The 18483-nt window shown below is 67.8% G+C and carries 14 protein-coding genes and 5 pseudogenes; 12 read left to right on the top strand and 7 right to left on the bottom strand.

Features of this window, described 5'->3' with window-relative positions:
* Nucleotides 1-41: 41 nt before the first annotated feature.
* The gene (locus tag ACYQ5L_RS27610; RefSeq protein WP_459961164.1) at nt 42-956 is read right to left on the bottom strand and encodes an oxygenase MpaB family protein; all 915 of its coding nucleotides are present in this window, start codon (nt 954-956) and stop codon (nt 42-44) included.
* A 482-nt stretch (nt 957-1438) separates the two neighbouring features.
* On the opposite strand from ACYQ5L_RS27610, the gene ACYQ5L_RS27605 reads away from it, so the two are divergent.
* The 4 genes from ACYQ5L_RS27605 to ACYQ5L_RS27590 all read left to right on the top strand — a co-directional run bounded on the left by ACYQ5L_RS27605 (nt 1439) and on the right by ACYQ5L_RS27590 (nt 3218).
* The gene (locus ACYQ5L_RS27605; protein ID WP_459961163.1) at nt 1439-2263 is read left to right on the top strand and encodes an SDR family NAD(P)-dependent oxidoreductase; all 825 of its coding nucleotides are present in this window, start codon (nt 1439-1441) and stop codon (nt 2261-2263) included.
* A gap of 29 nt (nt 2264-2292) precedes the next feature.
* Nucleotides 2293-2367, top strand: coding sequence for a 50S ribosomal protein bL37 (locus ACYQ5L_RS27600; protein ID WP_371852076.1), 75 nt, complete (start codon nt 2293-2295; stop codon nt 2365-2367).
* Nucleotides 2368-2473: 106 nt separating this feature from the next.
* Complete coding sequence (locus ACYQ5L_RS27595; protein WP_459961162.1) at nt 2474-2635, top strand: hypothetical protein; 162 nt, start codon at nt 2474-2476, stop codon at nt 2633-2635.
* 112 nt (nt 2636-2747) lie between these two features.
* Nucleotides 2748-3218, top strand: a complete 471-nt coding sequence (locus ACYQ5L_RS27590) for a TY-Chap domain-containing protein (protein ID WP_459961161.1) — start codon at nt 2748-2750, stop codon at nt 3216-3218.
* Between the two features lies 1 nt (nt 3219).
* On the opposite strand, the gene ACYQ5L_RS27585 is transcribed toward ACYQ5L_RS27590, so the two are convergent.
* The gene (locus ACYQ5L_RS27585; RefSeq protein WP_459961160.1) at nt 3220-4044 is read right to left on the bottom strand and encodes a tyrosine-protein phosphatase; all 825 of its coding nucleotides are present in this window, start codon (nt 4042-4044) and stop codon (nt 3220-3222) included.
* A 254-nt stretch (nt 4045-4298) separates the two neighbouring features.
* On the opposite strand from ACYQ5L_RS27585, the gene ACYQ5L_RS27580 reads away from it, so the two are divergent.
* Together ACYQ5L_RS27580 and kstD are read left to right on the top strand one after the other, a co-directional pair.
* Nucleotides 4299-4886 (top strand): TetR/AcrR family transcriptional regulator, encoded by a 588-nt coding sequence (locus ACYQ5L_RS27580; RefSeq protein ID WP_459961159.1) that lies wholly within the window; start codon nt 4299-4301, stop codon nt 4884-4886.
* 177 nt (nt 4887-5063) lie between these two features.
* Nucleotides 5064-6746 (top strand): 3-oxosteroid 1-dehydrogenase, encoded by a 1683-nt coding sequence (kstD, locus tag ACYQ5L_RS27575; RefSeq protein WP_459961158.1) that lies wholly within the window; start codon nt 5064-5066, stop codon nt 6744-6746.
* Nucleotides 6747-6914: 168 nt separating this feature from the next.
* Here the strand turns inward: kstD and glnA are convergent.
* Nucleotides 6915-8350: pseudogene (gene glnA, locus ACYQ5L_RS27570) on the bottom strand (type I glutamate--ammonia ligase).
* A gap of 398 nt (nt 8351-8748) precedes the next feature.
* Here glnA and ACYQ5L_RS27565 point away from each other — a divergent pair.
* The 4 genes and pseudogenes from ACYQ5L_RS27565 (at nt 8749) to ACYQ5L_RS27550 (ending at nt 12897) form a co-directional block, all read left to right on the top strand.
* On the top strand, nt 8749-9276 hold the full coding sequence (locus tag ACYQ5L_RS27565; RefSeq protein ID WP_459961157.1) for an RDD family protein: 528 nt from the start codon (nt 8749-8751) through the stop codon (nt 9274-9276).
* A gap of 126 nt (nt 9277-9402) precedes the next feature.
* Nucleotides 9403-10329 carry an alpha/beta hydrolase gene (locus ACYQ5L_RS27560; RefSeq protein ID WP_459961156.1) on the top strand — a complete coding sequence of 309 codons (927 nt, stop codon included), beginning with the start codon at nt 9403-9405 and terminating at the stop codon, nt 10327-10329.
* Nucleotides 10330-10485: 156 nt separating this feature from the next.
* A pseudogene (locus tag ACYQ5L_RS27555) lies at nt 10486-11084 on the top strand (molybdopterin-dependent oxidoreductase).
* 1036 nt (nt 11085-12120) lie between these two features.
* Nucleotides 12121-12897 carry a DUF6510 family protein gene (locus ACYQ5L_RS27550; RefSeq protein ID WP_459961155.1) on the top strand — a complete coding sequence of 259 codons (777 nt, stop codon included), beginning with the start codon at nt 12121-12123 and terminating at the stop codon, nt 12895-12897.
* 12 nt (nt 12898-12909) lie between these two features.
* Here the strand turns inward: ACYQ5L_RS27550 and ACYQ5L_RS27545 are convergent.
* Together ACYQ5L_RS27545 and ACYQ5L_RS27540 are read right to left on the bottom strand one after the other, a co-directional pair.
* Nucleotides 12910-13775 (bottom strand): annotated as a pseudogene (locus ACYQ5L_RS27545) (alpha/beta fold hydrolase).
* 202 nt (nt 13776-13977) lie between these two features.
* Nucleotides 13978-14720, bottom strand: a pseudogene (locus ACYQ5L_RS27540) (DUF4191 domain-containing protein).
* A 93-nt stretch (nt 14721-14813) separates the two neighbouring features.
* Here ACYQ5L_RS27540 and ACYQ5L_RS27535 point away from each other — a divergent pair.
* Complete coding sequence (locus ACYQ5L_RS27535) at nt 14814-14954, top strand: hypothetical protein (RefSeq protein WP_459961154.1); 141 nt, start codon at nt 14814-14816, stop codon at nt 14952-14954.
* Nucleotides 14915-15019, top strand: a complete 105-nt coding sequence (locus tag ACYQ5L_RS27530; RefSeq protein WP_459963563.1) for an excalibur calcium-binding domain-containing protein — start codon at nt 14915-14917, stop codon at nt 15017-15019. The genes ACYQ5L_RS27535 and ACYQ5L_RS27530 overlap by 40 nt, the downstream gene beginning before the upstream one ends.
* Here ACYQ5L_RS27530 and ACYQ5L_RS27525 read toward each other — a convergent pair.
* Nucleotides 15020-17163, bottom strand: a pseudogene (locus tag ACYQ5L_RS27525) (elongation factor G-like protein EF-G2). It abuts the gene before it with no gap.
* 231 nt (nt 17164-17394) lie between these two features.
* Nucleotides 17395-18432, bottom strand: a complete 1038-nt coding sequence (gene lipA, locus ACYQ5L_RS27520; protein ID WP_459963562.1) for a lipoyl synthase — start codon at nt 18430-18432, stop codon at nt 17395-17397.
* Between the last annotated feature and the right edge of the window lie 51 nt (nt 18433-18483).

Here is an 18483-nt window from a genome sequence, read left to right as displayed (position 1 = left end):
CCCGCGCAGGCCAGCCCCGGAAAAAGGGTGTAACGGGATGATCAGACGGGGCGGAGGTCGATCATCTTGCGCAGCCGGGCGCGGTCGCGCTCCAGGCGGCGGGCCTCGTAGGCGATGGGGAAGTAGCGGACGCGCTCGGGCAGCAGCGGCACGGTGTGGCCGATCATCCAGCCGAGGGCGCGCAGGGTGCGTTCATCGTTGTCGGTCCACTCCAGGCCGAGTTTCTCGCGGATGACCTCGGGCGTCGTGCCGACGGTGAAGAAGTACTGCAACCGGCCGACCGGGCGGGCGGCGGCGCGCCAGACCGGGCGCAGGGGAGCGGGGATCTGCTTGGGCGGGGCCAGGGTTCGGGCCGTCTTCAGGTAGTCGTAGGCCACGTTCGTGGGAACGAGGTGGTTCTCCAGCTGATCCTCGAACCAGGGCAGCCACTCGGCATACGTGGCGGGAATCTCCTTGGGCGCCACCGAGAAGTTGCGCATGAGCTGCACCACTTCCTGGTAGTACGCCTCGATCTCGGCCTCGGTCAGCTTCGCGCTGGAGAAGTACCGGTTGCCCTCGGTGAAGGCGAAGACGGCGGTGTGCAGCACCCACGCCCACGGGCCGGAGGCCAGCGCGCGGTGCTTGACGCCATGGGCGTCGGTGGAGTTCAGGGTGGCGTGCATGGTGCGCAGCCGGTCGGCTTCGGCGAGCGCCTCCTCGCCGCCGTAGATCCACATCATGACCGAGGCGATGCTGCGGGCCGCGCGGCCCATGGCGTCGGTGCGGAAGGTCGAGTGCTCGTCCACCACCGCGGCAATGGTCGGCTCCATGGTCTGCAGCAGGAAGGCGGACCCGGCGGTGAGCGAGAACGTGATGAGGCCGGTGTCCTGCCACATGCGGGAGTCCGGGCCGAATGGGCGGCGTTCCGGGCGGGTTGCCCGGGTCTCATGATCGGTCTGCGCGAGTGCGGCGGTCACGGTGAGCTCCTTTGATCACTGTCCTGACGGCGCCATCCCGACAGGCTGAGAGAGTTACGCTCAAATCTTCTCACTCTATCGACGCGGTGGCAACCGTCACAGCGTGGCGAGGGCTCCCTGAAAAGGAAACGTAAATCCGGCGGCGCGAATCTTGCGCGCCCGCCGCCCATTCCGGTTCGGTGTAGACATGGCCCGCACATGCGCAGCATCCGTCGCGCTGAGCCGCGCCTCCGGGATATCCGGACGCCGCGTCGCATGGCCTGTTTCCCGGGATGTCGTGCCCTCGGAGTTGGAACGCACCGGATTCGGCAGCGAGGACGAGCCTCCGCGATCCGGTTCCCCGCTCCGCTGACTTCCGCGCACTCCCACATCGCCCGACCCGGTTCGCCATTCGGCGATTTCCGTAATTCATCGCGCGTGGCGGCGGGCCGCATTCTCGTGCGGCTCGAGTCGCCGTGCGCCGACCCCTCATGGATGGAGTCATGTCCGAATTCCCGCACCCGACCCGCACGGTGCTCGTCACCGGCGCCACCTCCGGCCTCGGCTTCGCCCTCGCGCGCCGCCTGGTCGACGACGGCGCCACCGTCCTCGTGCACGCCCGCAGCCGGGCCGAGGGCGACCTCGCTCTGGAAGAACTGGTCAAGGACGGCGCCGAACCGCTGCGCCTGCGTCTGGTGGTCGCCGACTTCGCGCGACTGGGCGAGGTGCGTGAGCTGGCCGCGACCGTCCTCGGGACGATCGAGCGGCTCGACGCGCTCGTCAACAATGCCGCCATGGCGGGCCCGCAGGGCCGCACCCTCACCGAGGACGGCCACGAGATCACCCTGCAGGTCGGCTATCTCGCACCGGTGCTGCTGACCACCCTGCTCGCGCCGCTGCTGGCGGAGGTCGGCGGCCGGGTCGTGAACGTGTCCTCCGATATGCACAAGGCCGGCAGCATCGGCTGGAACGATCTGGCGCGCAACAAGTTCTACCTGCCGCTGCCGGTATACGCCCAGGCCAAGCTGGCGCTGACCATGTTCGGCCGCACCTTCGCCGAGCAGTGCAATGGCGAGATCAGCGTGGTCAGCGTCGATCCCGGCACGGTGCGCACGCCGCTGCTGCGGATCTACGACACCCGGGGCGCGTCACCCGCGGAGGCCGCCGAAATCCTGGCCGACTACTGCCCGCCCGAGCGCCCGGTGATCAACGGCGGCTACTACGACCGCCGCGAACCGGCGAAACCGGCTGCGCTGGTGGACAACGCGACCGCGCGGACCAGGCTGGCCAAGCTCACCGGCCGCTGCTCGCCTGACACCGAGCGGTAGCTCACCCGACCGAACGGAGTGGAACAACCATGTCGAAGCGTGCCTCCAAGAAGCGGGCCCGCCGTAAGAAGAAGGCCAACCACGGTAAACGGCCTGGTGCCTGACGGTGCGTAAATTTTCACGGGAGATTTACGGCCGCCGGGTCGCTACGTTGGAAGAATGATTTGCCAGATGTCGTGAAATCACAAATGGGAGAGTGCAATGAGCGGAATGTCTGCTGTCGTTCGCACTGCGCCGGCGTCCTCGGTGTTCGAGGCGCTGCGCCGTGAGATTCGGGAATTCGTTGCGCGCCATACCCTCACCCGGGAGGAACGCGACGTACGGCTGGCCGGATACGCTCCGACCGCCGTCCTCGGCGCCGCGCGGCGGTAGCCGATCACCCGGGAGCCGCGGCTGCACAGTCGACGCAGCCGCGGCTCCCTTGTGTGTTTCGCCGTAGAACTCGCAGTGACCCAGACGATTTGACGGCGTAGGATCGGCCCCGATGGGCATCATGCGGGGGCAGAGCGAGCGGGCAGTGACAACGGAATGGGATAAGTTCGTCCAGGCACTGGCTCGATTACTCGCAGAATTACCCTCGCGGGCGACGGTGGTCATCGCCGCCACCGGCAACCGCTACGTGCAGTTTCAGCAGTTCGACATCAAGCTATCGGCCGAGCTGACCGGCAATTACTATCTCGCGGAACCGATTCCGGAATCCGCCGCGCAACGATTACGCGATCTGGGCTGGTCCGCCCCGGCCATGAACCGGGAAATCGAGAATTGGCGCCGCACCCTGCTGTGGCCCCGCCCGCCCAGCAGCCTGATCGACCTGGCCCGCTCCGCCGCCATCGGCCTGCACGACGCGCTCGGCGTCGGCTCCCCGGACGAGCTGCACGCCACCGGATGGACCGAGGCCGCAGGCGATCTCGACCTCAGCATCCTCGGGCCCATAGCCCGCCCGGGGTTCGGCTGATTCAGCCGACCAGGTTCTTCCGCAGCTTCAGAATGGTCCAGGCGTCCAGGCCCAGCCCGTCGGTGAGGAAATTCCCGAAGTCGCCGTACTCCTGCTCCACCTGCTCGACCGCGATATCCAGGTACGCGTCGCGCACCTCCTGCAAGGGGATGAGCAGATCCGGATTCTGCATGATCCCGCCCTGCTTCAGCTGGTCGCGCAGCGCTGCGTCGGCGGCCTGACGGTACTGGTTGGACAGCAGATAGTCCTGCCGCGCCACCGTTTCCGGCACACCGACCGCGCGCAGCACCACATAGGTCAGCCAGCCGGTCCGGTCCTTGCCGGCCGTGCAGTGGACCAGCGTGACGGTATTGGTCTCCGCGAGGTCCTTGACGGTCTGCCCGAACTTGCTCAGCGAATCCGCGGTGAAGAAGCTGCGGTACACATCGCCCATGATCTGCTCGGCCTTGCCGTCCCCGAGCAGATCCTGCTGCTTCTGCGGGTCCCGCGACGAAATCGCCTCGAACATCTTCACGAACATGCCGGTGTCATCGATCGGCCGCGCCACCAGTGGAACTCCGGCGGGCAGCCGATCCGCGCCCATGCCCTGCACCTCGGCGGGCGTGCGCAGATCGATCGCCTTCTGCAGCTTCAAAGTCCCCAGTTTGGCCACATCGGCGTCGGTGAGCTTCCCCAGCGCATCCGATCGAATAACTTTCCCGGACTTTGTCTTGGACCCGTCATAAGTCCAATAACCCCCGATATCACGGACATTCACCGCGCCCTGCAAATCGATCCTCGTCGCCGCCGTCATGACCGGCTCGGCGGTCGCGGTCGGCGCGGGCACGGCCGCAACCACCCCGCATACCGCCAGTGCCGCAACCGTGAGGGAAACTATTGAAAATTTAACGCGTACAAGCGAATTGAAATTCATGCGCGGGACAGTAGGAGTGTGATCCGCGTTACGGGACGGTTCTGTCGGTCAGCGAGATCCTCCGGCCGCTGACCGGGACTGGATGTAACTGCGCTATTGACAGTAACTCTCATATCTGGAGATACTCTCATCGTGCGATCTGGTCGCACACAGCGGGAGGAGCGCCGATGTCACTACGTGAGCGGCAACGACAGCAGATCCGCGCCGACATCCAGCACGCGGCCTTCACCTTGTTCGCCGCCAACGGATTCGACGCCGTCACCACCGAGCAGATCGCGGCGGCCGCCGGCATCTCGCCCAGCACCTACTTCCGGCACGTCCGCAGCAAGGAGGACCTGCTGCTGGACCCGGTGCGCGAAGGCGGCGCCGGCATTGCCGACCTGCTGGAGGCCCGCCCGGACGCCGAACCCGCCGATGTGGCTCTCGCCCAATCGATCCTGACTCGCTCCACCACCCTCGCCCCCGCGGAACTCGAGCAATGGCGCGCCGCCTTCCGCACCGCCCCGCACCTGCTGGACCGCGTCGCCCTCATCACCCCCGAACACCGCACCCGCCTGGTCGACCTCATCGCCCGGCGCATGTCCCGCGACCCGGAAACCGACAGCAATCCCGGCCTGCTGGTCCACCTCATGCTCGCCGCCGCCGAATTCGGCTACCTCCAATGGCTGCGCGCCCCGGCCGATTCCGGAGCCTCCCTGGCGATCTGCGTCGAAGGCGCGCTCGCCGCTGTCCTCGACGACCGTTGGCGCGATTGACGTCCTGATCGGTGGGCCGCATGGCTTGCCGCGACGCGCTCGCCGGCGGCGATCCGGCCACAATGATCATCGGCCCGGGCCGTGGCCCGGCGCCCGCGGAGCGCCGCCCCCTCGGACCCCCTCTATTTTCGCGGCACAATCCACTGCCGCACTGTACGAATGAACCTGGAGCTCCACATGCAGCACGATCCAGTCCCCGCCGACAGTTTCGACCTGGTCGTAGTCGGCTCGGGCGCAGCCGGTATGGCCGCGGCCCTCACCGCCGCCCACCATGGCCTGACCACCGTCATCGTCGAAAAGGCCACGCACTGGGGTGGTTCCACCGCTCGATCCGGCGGCGGCCTCTGGATCCCGGGTAACTCCGTTCTCGAACGCGAGAACCCGGGCGACGATATCGAAGCCGCCCGCAAATACCTCACGCACATCATCGGCGAGTACGGCGACGCGGACCGGATCAACGCCTACATCGATCGCGGCCCCGAGGCGCTCGACTTCCTGATGGCCAATTCGCCGTTGCAATTGCAATGGGTCCCAGGCTATTCCGACTACTACCCGGAAGCCCCCGGCGGACGCGCCTCCGGCCGCTCGGTCGAGCCCAGGATCTACAACGCGAAGTCCCTCGGCCCGGAACTGGCCACCCTGGAACCCGACTACGCCCCCTCCCCGAAGAACGTCGCCCTCACCCAAGCCGACTTCCGTCAGCTGCACCTGGGCCTGCGCAACCCCCGCGCGCCCTTCCGGGGCCTGCGCCTGGCCGGTCGCTGGCTCAAGGGACACCTGCTCCGCCAGCACCTCCTGGCCCGCGGTCAAGCCCTGAGCGCCATGCTCCGCGCCGGCCTGCTGCAAGCGAACGTTCCACTGTGGCTCGAGACCCCGCTGCTCGAGCTGCGCACCACCGGCGACCGCGTTGCCGGAGTCGTGGTGCGGCGCAATGGCATCGAACAGGTGATCAGCGCCCGCCGCGGTGTGCTCATCGCCAGCGGCGGCTTCGAGCACAACGAGGCCATGCGCAAGCAATACCAGCGCGAGCCGATCGGAACGGAATGGACGGTGGGCGCGGCGTCCAACACCGGCGACGGCATCCGCTCCGCCCAATCCCTCGGCGCCGCAGTGGCCTTCATGTCCGACGCCTGGTGGGGCCCCTCCATCCCCCTCCCGCGCCAGCCCTGGTTCTGCCTGTCCGAACGCAATCTCCCCGGCAGTCTCATCATCAACGCCCGCGCCGAACGCTTCATGAACGAGTCCCTCCCCTACGTGGAGGCGACACACCGCATGTACGGCGGCGACAACGGCGAAGGCCACGGCCCGGCCGAAAACCTCCCGGCCTGGCTCATCTTCGACCAGCGCTACCGCAACCGCTACTCCTTCGCCGGCCTCCCACCCCGTCAGCCCCTCCCCGGCGCCTGGTTCGAATCCGGCGCCCTCACCACCGCCCCCACCCTGGCCGAACTGGTAAGCAAAATCGGCGTCCCCGCCGACCACCTGACGGCAACAGTCCGCCGCTTCAACGGTTTCGCCCGAACCGGCCACGACACCGACTTCCACCGCGGCGCCAGCGCCTACGACCGCTACTACGGCGACCCTCGCCAACACCCCAACCCCAACCTCGGCGCCGTCGAAACAGGCCCCTACTACGCCGCGAAACTCGTCCCCGGCGACCTCGGCACCAAGGGCGGCCTGACCACCGACCCCACCGGCCGCGTCCTCCGCCGAGACGGTTCGCCGATCGCCGGCCTCTACGCCGCAGGCAACGCCAGCGCCCCCGTCATGGCCCACACCTACGCCGGCCCCGGCGCCACCATCGGCCCCGCCCTCGTCTTCGCCTACCTGGCCGCCCGCCACGCCGCCGACCACTCATAGGGCTTCGCACCCGAGGAGCCCGAAAAGAGCTGCGCCCAAGGCCGCTGACAAGGGCTGCGCCCGCGACGCTTGCTTGAAAAGGGCTGCGCCCAGGACGCCCGAAAAGGGCGAAGCCCCCACCCGCCGGAGCGGGTGGGGGCTTCACGAGAACGCTTGCCGTTCGACGATTTACACGTCGAAGTAGAGCTCGAACTCGTACGGGTGCGGCCGCAGATTGACGGGCGCGATTTCCTGGGTGCGCTTGATGTCGATCCAGGTCTCGATCAGGTCCTCGGTGAACACGCCGCCCTCGGTGAGGTAGTCGTGGTCGGCCTCGAGGCGGTCGATGACCGACGCCAGCGAGGTGGGGGCCTGCGGGATGTTCTTGGCCTCCTCTGGCGGCAGCTCGTAGAGGTCCTTGTCGACCGGGGCCAGGGGCTCGATCTTCTTCTTGATGCCGTCGATGCCGGCCATCAGCATGGCGGCGAAGGCCAGGTACGGGTTGCCCGAGGAGTCCGGCGCGCGGAACTCGATGCGCTTGGCCTTCGGGTTGGAGCCCGTCACCGGGATGCGCACGGCAGCGGAGCGGTTGCGCTGCGAGTACACCAGGTTGATGGGGGCCTCGTAGCCCGGCACCAGACGGTGGTAGGAGTTGATGGTCGGGTTGGTGAACGCCAGCAGCGACGGGGCGTGGTGCAGGATGCCGCCGATGTAGTGACGCGCCAGATCCGACAGGCCCGCGTAGCCGGCCTCGTCGTGGAACAGCGGCTTGCCGTCCTTCCACAGCGACTGGTGGGCGTGCATACCCGAGCCGTTGTCGCCGAACAGCGGCTTCGGCATGAAGGTAACGGTCTTACCCTCCTGCCACGCGGTGTTCTTCACGATGTACTTGAACAGCTGCAGATCGTCGGCCGCGCCCAGCAGGGTGTTGAAGCGGTAGTTGATCTCGGCCTGGTAGCGGTGCCGACCTCGTGGTGGCCGCGCTCCAGCTCGAAGCCCGCGTTCTGCAGGTTGGTCGAGATCTTGTCGCGCAGGTCGACGTAGTGGTCGTACGGGGCGACGGGGAAGTAGCCGCCCTTGTTGCGCACCTTGTAGCCGCGGTTGGGGGTGCCGTCCGGGTTGTACTCGGCGCCGGTGTTCCAGGAGCCCGAGATCGACTCGATCTCGTAGAAGGCGCCGTTCATGGCCGAGTCGTAGCGGATCGAGTCGAAGATGTAGAACTCCGCCTCGGCGCCGAAGTAGCAGGTGTCGGCGATGCCGGTCGACTTCAGGTACTCCTCCGCCTTGCGCGCGATATTGCGCGGGTCGCGGGAGTACGCCTCACGGGTGAACGGATCGTGGACGAAGAAGTTCAGGTTCAGGGTCTTCGCGGCGCGGAAGGGATCCAGGCGAGCGGTGCTGAAGTCGGGGAGCAGGAGCATGTCCGACTCGTCGATCGACTGGAAGCCGCGGACGGACGAGCCGTCGAACGCGAGGCCTTCCTCAGCGAGGTCGGCGGTGAACGCCTTTGCCGGGATCGAGAAGTGCTGCTGCACACCGGGGAGGTCGGTGAAACGAACGTCGACGTATTCGACGTCCTCCTCCTTGATGTACTTGATGACCTCGTCGGCAGTGCTGAATGCCACGTAGTACTCCTTACGGATCGGTTCCCAGCCAGTGTGGTGACTGCATGGGTTCGTCGCGACCAGACGGTATGGACGCGAAGTTTCCCCGCAATCAAGACTGTGTTTCGCCAGTGTTACACGTAGTGCCGGCCCCGAGGTCGACGGTGCCTCCGGGTTCGCGAGACAGCCGCTTCGGTCATCGAAAGATGCTCGACCAGCACCGACATCCTGCCACCGACCTCGGCGGGAAGGCTGTTAAGACGCTGAAAAGATAGGGGTCTTACCGTGTGGCGGCCGGTCACGGTGAGAATTTTCACGGTTGGGCAGCTTTCCGGCTACTTCGTATGCCGAGAAGTTGCCCGCGACCGGATCGCGAGGGCCCTGCGGCCACCGTCCGCTCGCCGAATAAGGTGGAGGTCATGGCACGCATCACCGGCTCCTGGCTGTCCGGACCCAACGCCGATTCCGGCAACGATCCGAACGACTATCAGGGCAAGGAGCTGGGGCTGCCGAAATCCGGAGTGGGCGCCCTCGCCCCGATGGTGCGCCGGGTGCCCGCGCTGCTGGTGGACTGGTTCATCGCCATGGGCCTCGCGGCCCTCATCATCCGGCCCGATGCCGATGAGCTGGTGAGCAAGATGAACCTGCAGCCCGGCGAGGCGCCGCCGCCGGACTTCCTGGTGGTCATGGGCTCGCTGTCGACGCCGACGCTGCTGGTCTGGTTCGTCCTCGGCATCGCCGCGGTGACCCTGTTCGGATTCACTCCCGGCCAGTACTTCCTCAAGATCCGCGTCATCCGCGTGGACGCCGCCGTGCCCGTCGGATTCGTGCGCGCCCTGGCCCGGCAGATCATTCTGGTCTTCGTCGTCCCCGCCCTGTTCACCGATGGCGACGGCCGCGGCATGCACGACCGCGCCACCGGCACCGCACTGGTCTACGGCCGATAAGAATCACCTGTAGCCGAACGTTCACCGCGCGTTGCCTTCGATCGGTATCGTGGCGGCCGTCTGCCGTGGCCGGGCCGCTGAGCTCGGGCCACGGCAGATAGCTGTTGCTGTGCTGTTGGAGGATCAATGGGTGAGAACTATCGAGCTGCCGCGCGAAAGATCAGCAGGCGGTCGCTGTTCGCATCCACGGGGCTGCTGGGTCTGGCCGCGGCCGGAGCGGCGGTGAGCGCCGGAGGGAACGCCGCGACCGGCGGCGACGGCGTGCGCCGGGTGCTGCACGCGGGACACATCTCGGACGAGCCGGGGCAGACGCTGCTCGGCATCGCGCCGATCATCCGCTCCGAGCGGCTGCACTCCGCCGCGCGCGGTCGTGCGGTCAATGTGGTCACCATCCTGCCGCCGGGCGTGCGCACCGAGGGCCTGCCGATGTCGCTGCTGCTGCACGGCCTGCACGGCAATGCCCACGAGGCGGCCGTCGGCGACCTCGGCGGCGTGCTGGCCGCCATGGTCGCCGCCCGCCTGGTGCCCGCCTTCGGCTTCCTGGCCGTCGACGGCGGCGACAACTACTGGCACGAGCACCACAGCGGCGACGACCCCATGCGCATGCTGCTCGACGACGCCCCGCGCTGGCTGGCCGAACGCGGCCTCGGCGGGCCCGGCGGCGAACCGTTCGCCTGCACCGGCACCTCCATGGGCGGATTCGGGGCGCTGCTGTACTCGCGGCGGCGCACCGAACGCGGTCGCCCGGCCAAGGCCATCGCCACCATCTCGCCCGGGCTGATCACCTCGTGGTCGGAGATGCGCAAGCGCAATGCCTTCGACAATGCCGAGGAATGGGCCGCCCTCGACCCGCTGCGCAATATCGACAAGCTCGGCCCGTCTCCGATCGGCCTGTGGGTCGGCGACCGCGACAAGTTCGTGGAGGGCGGCCGCCGGTTCATCGCCACCGCGCGCCCGGAGGTCGGGCTGGTGACGCCGGGCGGGCACACCGAGGAGTACTGGCGCACCATCACTCCGGATGTGGTCCGGTTCCTGGGGAAGTACGCGGGCTGACCCAGTTCCCGGCGAATCGGCGATACCGGCCCGGGTGAACGCGGGACACCGTTCACGGCTGCCCGAAAGGCCGGGTTTCCGCCGAGGACGGGCGTACGCTGACTCCAGCGCAGTGGATCCATGCAGTGACCTGCCGTTCTCCGGAGGAGCGATCGCATGAGCATCTTTTCGCCCGGCTTTCAGGGCCGCCCGCGCCCGCCCAGCGACCGGACGCCGCCCGGCCAATACCTCACCGAGGACTTCCCGGTCCTGTCGGTAGCCCCACCCCGAGCATCGACCTGAACCGCTGGCAGTTCAGCATCACCAATGAGCTCGGCCGCCAATACAGCTGGAGCTGGCCGCAATTCATGTCGCTGCCGCAGGACCGGCCGCACGTCGACATCCACTGCGTGACCCGCTGGTCCAAACTCGACACCGACTGGCAGGGCGTCTCCTTCGACATCCTCCTCGAAAACGTCGAAACCCAAGCCGAATTCGCCTACATCACCAGCTACGGCGGCTACACCACCAACCTGCCCCTCGCGGACCTCATCGACGGGCAGGCGTGGATCGTGCACACCTACGGCGGCCAGGACCTGCACCCCGAGCACGGCGGCCCGGCCCGCCTGCTGGTCCCGCACCTCTACCTCTGGAAATCCGCCAAGTGGGTCAAGTCCATCCAGCTCCTCGACCACGACGAATCCGGATTCTGGGAGACCGCCGGCTACCACAGCTACGGCGACCCCTGGCGCGAGCAGCGATACCAGGGCGACTGATGCGCTGGCAGCCCGCCGAACTCCTCGCGGCCCACTTCGAAACCCCTCCGCCCGCACCCTCACCCTCCGCATCCCCGGCTGGCCCGGCCACCTCCCCGGCCAGCACCTCGACGTCCGCCTCACCGCTCCCGACGGCTACCGCGCCGAACGCAGCTACTCGCTCTCGGCCCCGCCGCCGGCGACACCGTCGAGATCACCATCCAACGCGTCCCCGACGGCGAAGTCTCCGGCTACCTGGTCGACCACTACCCCGTCGGCGCCCTGATAGAAGTCCGCGGCCCCATCGGCGGCTGGTTCGTCTGGAACCCGGAAACCGGCGGCCCCGCCGTCCTGGTGGCGGGCGGCTCCGGCATAGTGCCGCTCGCCGCCATGCTCCGTGCTCGGCGAAAGTCGGGAAACACCAGTAGATTCCGTCTGATCTACTCCCTGCGAGACCCCGCCGACATGTACTACCGCGAGGAGCTGGTCGGACGTGACCACACGTCCGCGAGCAATCGGCCTCGAGAAGGCGATCGGCCGCGGCCGGACAGCGCCCTCGGCGGCGGTGATGCGCCGGGCGAAATCGATCGGCCGCGCGGCCCCGGCCACGGTGGCGGGGCGGAAGCGGGCAGCGTCCTCGGTGAATCCAGTCGGCCCGGCGAATTCGATCGGCAGGACGACGGCGCGGCGGACCACGGTGACGGATCGGCCGGACGCAATCGGGCGGGCAGTGTCAGTGGGCCGGACGGCGATGGCGGGTTGAGCGGCGGAGGGCTGAGCGGCAGTGGACTCGGCGGCGCCGGGCCTGTCCCGATCGCCGAAGGCATCGACCTGCTCCTCGCGTTCACCCGCGGCACCCCACCCGAATTCACCAGATCCGCCGGCCGCCTCACCGCCGAGGAGATCGCCGCCTACGCCCTTCCACCTGCCCCCGATGTCACGTGCTTCGTCTGCGGCCCCACTCCCTTCGTCGAATTCGCCGCCGCAGCACTGGTTTCCGCTGGGCATGATCCGGCCATGATCAAGACCGAACGCTTCGGACCGACAGGAAGTGACCATGCCGACCCCTTACACCTACGCCACCGGAGCCGACGAGCAGTCGCACCTGGACGGCAATGCGCTGGCCGGTGCCTTGTCGGAAATCTTCGCCGCCGACCTCACTGGTTGCGGATGTCGTTGCGGCGCATGCGGTGTCGTCGAACCCCTGGCGCGCGCCCTCGTCTACATCCACTGCCCCGGCACCGTGGCCCGCTGCGCGCATTGCTCCGCGATCGTCCTCCGCCTGACCGCCACCCCCGCAGGGCGCTGGCTCGACTTCGGCCCCGGCGCCTCCCTGTGCCTTCCCGTCCCGGGGAGTGAAACGACACCGACCGGGAACTGGTGGCGGGGTTCCGCGGCGTGTCGCCGCCACCAGTTCCCGGTCGATGATGTTTCACATTTCGGGGTTAGGCTGCGGGGCATGTCGCTCAATCCCGTGATGCTCGGCGTGCGATTCCTGCTCGAGCTGGTCGCGCTGGGGTCGTTCGCTGCGCTCGGGTGGCGGGTGGTCGATGCCCCGTGGAAGTTCGTTCTCGTTGTGCTGCTGCCGTTTCTGGCGGCGATGGCGTGGGGTGTTTTCGCGGTGCCGGGGGATCCGAGCCGGAGCGGGGAGGCGAGCGTGGCCGTGAGCGGGCCGGTGCGGCTGCTCGTCGAGGTGCTCGTGCTCGGGGGTGGGGTGGCCGCGCTGTGGCTGGCGGGATTGCCGCGGTGGGCTCTGGTGTCCGCGGCGATCCTCATCGTCTATCAGGTGCTCGCCTATGACCGGATCGGCTGGCTGCTCGGCGCCCGGTCATAGCGCGACGGGTGGTCAGGCGAGCTTGCGGGTCAGGAAATCGTGGATGAGACCGGCGATTTCGGGGCCGTGGGTTTCCAGGGCGAAGTGGCCGGCGTCGAGCAGGTGGAGTTCGGCGTCGGGGAGGTCGCGCAGGTAGGCGCGGGCGCCCTCGGCGCCGAAGATCTCGTCGTGCTCGCCCCAGGCGATGAGGACCGGCGGGCGGTGCTCGGCGAAGTACTTCTGGAAACCGGGGTACTTGTCGAGGTTGAACTTGTAGTCGCGGAACAGCTTCAGCTGGATTTCCTTGTTGCCGGGGCGATCCAGGTAGGCCTGATCGAGGGTCCAGGTGTCGGGGCTGAGCAGCGGCAGGCGGTCGGCCGGGACACCGTGCCGGTACTGCCATTCGGTGGCGTCGAGTTCGAGCAGTTTGCGGGCCGCGGGTTCGTGGGTGACGTGATCCTCGGCGTGCGCGAACAACAGTTCCCAGAAGGGGTGAAGCCCTCCAGGTACGCGTTGCCGCTCTGGGTGATGATCGCGGTGACCCGCTCCGGATTGCGCGAGGCGATGCTCAGGCCGATGGGCGCGCCGTAGTCCTGGATGTAGAGGGCGAACCGGTCGAGGCCGAGAGTGTCGAGCAGTTCCAGCGTGATCTCGGTGAGTTTGTCGAAGGTGTAATCGAATTCGTCGACGCTCGGCATGGCCGACTGACCAAAGCCGATGTGGTCCGGGGCGATCAGGTGGTAATGCTCGCCGAGGTCGCGCAGCAGATTGCGGAACATCGCCGAACTGGTGGGGAATCCGTGCAACAGCACCAGTGTCGGATTCGCCGGATCGCCGGCCTCACGGTAGAAGACCTGCCGGCCCTGGATCTCCACGGTGTTGTGGCGCACGTTCGTCATCTCATCGTCCTATCGCTCGAGCCGATCAGCATCTCTAACCAGCTATTGATCTATAGAAGGTTAGAAGCGGGAGCTTTGTTCCCGCCCGCGCGAACTTTTTCGCGAGAACCGCGCGGCGACAGCCGAATCCGTCCTCTACCAGCAGTTATGCGCACAAAAAGAGGCCCGCGTCCTCAGTGGACGCGGGCCTCGGAGCTGTTCGTCAGCGGCGGCGGATGGTGCGCTGCACGCCCTTCATCTTGGCGCCGGTGGGCAGCGGACCCTTGGGCAGCGCCGGGCCGCCGCGGGTCGCCAGCGCGGAGAGCCCTCGATGAGGTCCATCCGCTTGGCGTCGATATTGCGCGGCAGCTTGGTCAGGTAGCGCTGCAGATCCTTGATCTGCACCTGATCCTTCTCGGTGCCGATGACCACGTCGTAGATCGGGGTATCGCCGACCAGGCGGGCGACCTTCTTCTTCTCCTGCGCCAGCAGCGACTTCACGCGCTGCGGGGAGCCCTCGGCGACCAGGATGACGCCCGGCAGCCCGACCACGCGGTGCACGGCGTCGAGCTGGGTGGTGGCGGCGACGCCCGGGGTGACGCGCCACTTGCCCTGCAGATTGTCCAGCACCCAGGCGGCCGCGCCGGCTTGGCCCTCCGCCTTGGCGTACACGTTCTTCTGCACGCGGCGTCCGAAGATGATGAATGCGGCCAGCGCGCCCAGCAGCAGGCCGATCGGCAGCAGGAACCACTGCAATCCGAAGAGGAGACCGATCACCAGGAAGAGCACCGTCACGCCGACGAACGCGCCGATCATCAGCGGCAGCAGCGCCTTGTCTTCCTTGCGCTGCATCTGGAACGCCTGCCAGAGCTGCTGGCGGCGCTCCTTCGACGCCTGTTTGCGCGCCGCCTTCGCCGCGGCCTTCGCTTCCTTCGACGGCTTGGCGCCGCCCTTACCTGCTGCCATGGCACCCAGGATAGTGGCCGGGTACCGGCAGCTCGGCAGCGACCTATCCGCCGGCCGATTCGAAATCCGCCGAAGAAAGCCACAGTGCTCAGAATGAAGAAGCTCGTGACCGGATTCGGCGTCCTCGCCACCCTGACGGCCGCCACCGTGCTGGGCGCGCACAGCGCCGCCGCCCAGGACGTGTACTACAAGAACTGCTCCGAGGCGCGCGCCGCCGCGCCGCCCCCATCCTGAAGGGCGAGGCCGGATACCGCCCGGCCCTCGATCGCGACGGCGACGGCGTCGCCTGCGAGAACTAGTCAGCTCTTCGATTTCTCACGTATCGAGTCCGCCAATTGCGCGGGCATCGGTTCGTGCCGCACGTAGGTGCGGGTGAATGTCGCTGCACCGTGGGCCAGACTGCGGAGGTCCACGGCGTAGCGGCTCAGCTCCAACTCCGGGACCTCGGCGCGGATGGCGGTGCGGCCCATACTGTCCGGCTCGGTGCCGAGGACGCGGCCGCGGCGACTGGACAGATCGCCCAGGACGGGACCGACGTAACTGTCGGCGACCAGTACGCGGACCTCGGCGAGGGGTTCGAGCAGGCTGATGCGGGCGGCGGCGGCCGCTTCGCGCAGGGCCAGGCCGCCGGCCATCTGGAAGGCCGCGTCGGAGGAATCCACCGAGTGCGCCTTACCGTCGAACAGCGTGACCCGCACATCGACCAGCGGATATCCGGCCACCACGCCGCGCTGCGCCTGCGCGCGGACGCCCTTCTCGACCGAGGGGATGAACTGGCGCGGCACCACGCCGCCGACCACCTTGTCCACGAACTCGATGCCCGACCCCTCCGGCAGGGGAGCGACCTCGATCTCGCAGATGGCGTACTGGCCGTGACCACCGGACTGCTTCACATGCCGTCCGCGGCCGGATGCGGAGGTGGCGAAGGTTTCCCGCAGCGCCACCTTGTGATCGATGACGTCGACCTGGACGCCGAAGCGCGAGCGGAGGCGTTCCAGGGCGACGTCGCGGTGCGCCTCGCCCAGGCACCACAGCACCAGCTGATGGGTATCGGGATTCTGCTCCAGCCGCACCGTCGGATCCTCCGCCACCAGGCGGCCCAGACTCTGGGAGAGCTTGTCCTCATCGGCCTTGCCGTGCGCCTTGATGGCCACCGGCAGCAGCGGATCGGGCATGGACCACGGTTCGATGAGCAGCGGAGAGTCCTTGGCGGACAGGGTGTCCCCGGTTTCGGCCCGGGAGAGTTTGGTGACGTAGGCGATATCGCCGGCAATGGCCTCGCCGAGCGGGCGCTGTTGTTTGCCGAACGGAGCGGTGACCGCGCCGATGCGTTCGTCGGCATCGTGATTCGCGGTTTCGGTGGGGCCGTGACCGCACACGTGGACGGTATCGTCCGCATGCAGGGTGCCGGAGAAGACCCGCACCAGCGACACCCGGCCCACGTACGGGTCGGAGGCGGTGCGGATGACCTCGGCGGCCAGCGGAGCCTTGGGATCGCAGATCAGGGGAGCGGACTTGCCCGTCGTGCCGGTGGCGGACACCGGATGTTCTGCGGGGTGGGGAATCCGCGCGCGATGAGGTCGAGAATCTCGATCGTCCCCAGCCCCTGCCTGGCGCCCTCCGGCGGCGGCGCCGCGATCAGCACCGGATGGAAACTGCCACGGGCGACGGCTTTTTCGAGATCGGCCTCCAGCGTGGCGAGATCGATCTCCTCACCGCTGATATAGCGCTCCATGAGGGTCTCGTCCTCGCTCTCGGCGATGATGCCCTCGATGAGCCGATTGCGCGCCTCCGCCATCAACTCCAGTTGTTCCTCGGAGGCCGGAGTTTCGGTGTGCTCGCCCGCGGAATAGTCGTACACGTGCTGGGTCAGCAGATCGATGAGCCCGGTCACCGGCCGGTGCCCGTCGGCGCTCTTGGGCCCGTACACCGGAAGATGCAGCGGCAGCATGCTTTCCGCCGCCCCGCCGCCGAGAATCTCCCGGCAGGTATCGGTCATGTCCTCGAAATCGGCGCGCGCGGTATCCAAATGGGTGAGCACGATGGCGCGCGGCATGCCGACCATTGCGCATTCCTCCCACAATGCCAGCGTCGCCCCGCTCACCCCCTCCACTCCGGCCGCGGCGGAGAGCACGAAAAGGGCCGCGTCCGCTGCCCGCAGACCGGCCCTGAGTTCCCCGACGAAATCCGCATAGCCGGGGGTGTCGAGTAGGTTGACCTTTATCTGATCCCACCGCATCGGCACCACCGAAAGCTGTACGGACCGATGTTGTCGCTGCTCGATATCGTCATAGTCCGACACGCAGGTGCCGTCCTCGACTCTGCCCGCTCTGGGCACCGCTCCGGTCGCCACGGCGAGGGCCTCCACCAATGTGGTTTTCCCTGATCCGCTGTGCCCGACCAGCACCACATTGCGTATGTCTTCCGGCCGTTCGGCCGTTATTGCCCTGCCATTGGCGCCTGCCGGCTGCTCGTCCTCTCGACCATCTGGCTCGCTCCGGGGTCGATTGATGCCGTACTTCGAGCTTCCCACCGCCGGGCCGATCGCGTCCACGATTCCGGCCAGATGGCGTTAACCGGCATTCCCTCGGCGTGTTTCCGGAGCTTCACCGTGCAGAAATATCCGCCCGGATGCGAATGCATCCGGGCGGACATTTCTCGATTGCGACAGGACTTACGAGCCGAAGCGCGCGAGAACGCTGGTGGCTTCCTGCGAAGCGGTGCCCTCATCGGCCAAATGCGCCATCTCCGGCGCGATTTCGCGACCGTGGTGCCGCATGGCCTGCGCGTAGAGGCGACCCGCGCGGTAGGACGAGCGCACCAGCGGCCCGGCCATGACGCCGGCGAAGCCCATCTCCTCGGCGGCGCGGGAATGCTCGACGAATTCCTCCGGCTTGACCCAGCGATCCACCGGATGATGCAGCGGCGAGGGCCGCAGGTACTGCGTGATGGTGAGAATGTCGCACCCGGCCTCGTGCAGATCCCGCATGGCCTGGGTGACCTCCTCCGGCGTCTCGCCCATGCCGAGGATGAGGTTCGACTTGGTGACCAGGCCGGCCTCGCGGGCGGCGGTGATCACGGCGAGCGAGCGCTCGTAGCGGAAGGCCGGGCGAATGCGCTTGAAGATGCGCGGCACCGTCTCCACATTGTGGGCCAGCACCTCCGGCCGCGAGGAGAACACCTCGGCCAGCTGCTCGGGCACGGCGTTGAAGTCGGGGATGAGCAGCTCGACGCCGGTGTTCGGGTTCAGCGCCTTGATGGCGCGCACCGTCTCGGCGTAGAGCCAGGCGCCGCCGTCCTCGAGGTCGTCGCGGGCCACGCCGGTGATGGTGGAGTAGCGCAGGCCCATGGCCTGCACGCTCTCGGCCACGCGCCGCGGCTCGTCGCGGTCCAGCGCGGCGGGCTTGCCGGTGTCGATCTGGCAGAAGTCGCAGCGGCGAGTGCACTGCTCACCGCCGATGAGGAAGGTGGCCTCGCGGTCCTCCCAGCATTCGAAGATGTTGGGACAGCCCGCCTCTTCGCAGACCGTGTGCAGCCCTTCGCGTTTCACCAGGCCCTTGAGCTCGGAATACTCCGGGCCCATGGTGGCGCGGGTGCGAATCCACTTGGGCTTGCGCTCGATCGGGGTCTCGGCGTTGCGCGCCTCGATACGGAGCAGTTTGCGGCCGGCGGGCGCAGCGGCAGGCCCGGAGGCGGCAGCTTGCGTAACCACGGAGGGACCCGCGGAGGCCGCGTTCGGGTCGGCTGCGGCCGGGTTGTTCGA

Source organism: Nocardia sp. IFM 10818 (assembly GCF_054655275.1).
This window is presented reverse-complemented; position numbering and strand designations above follow the sequence as displayed.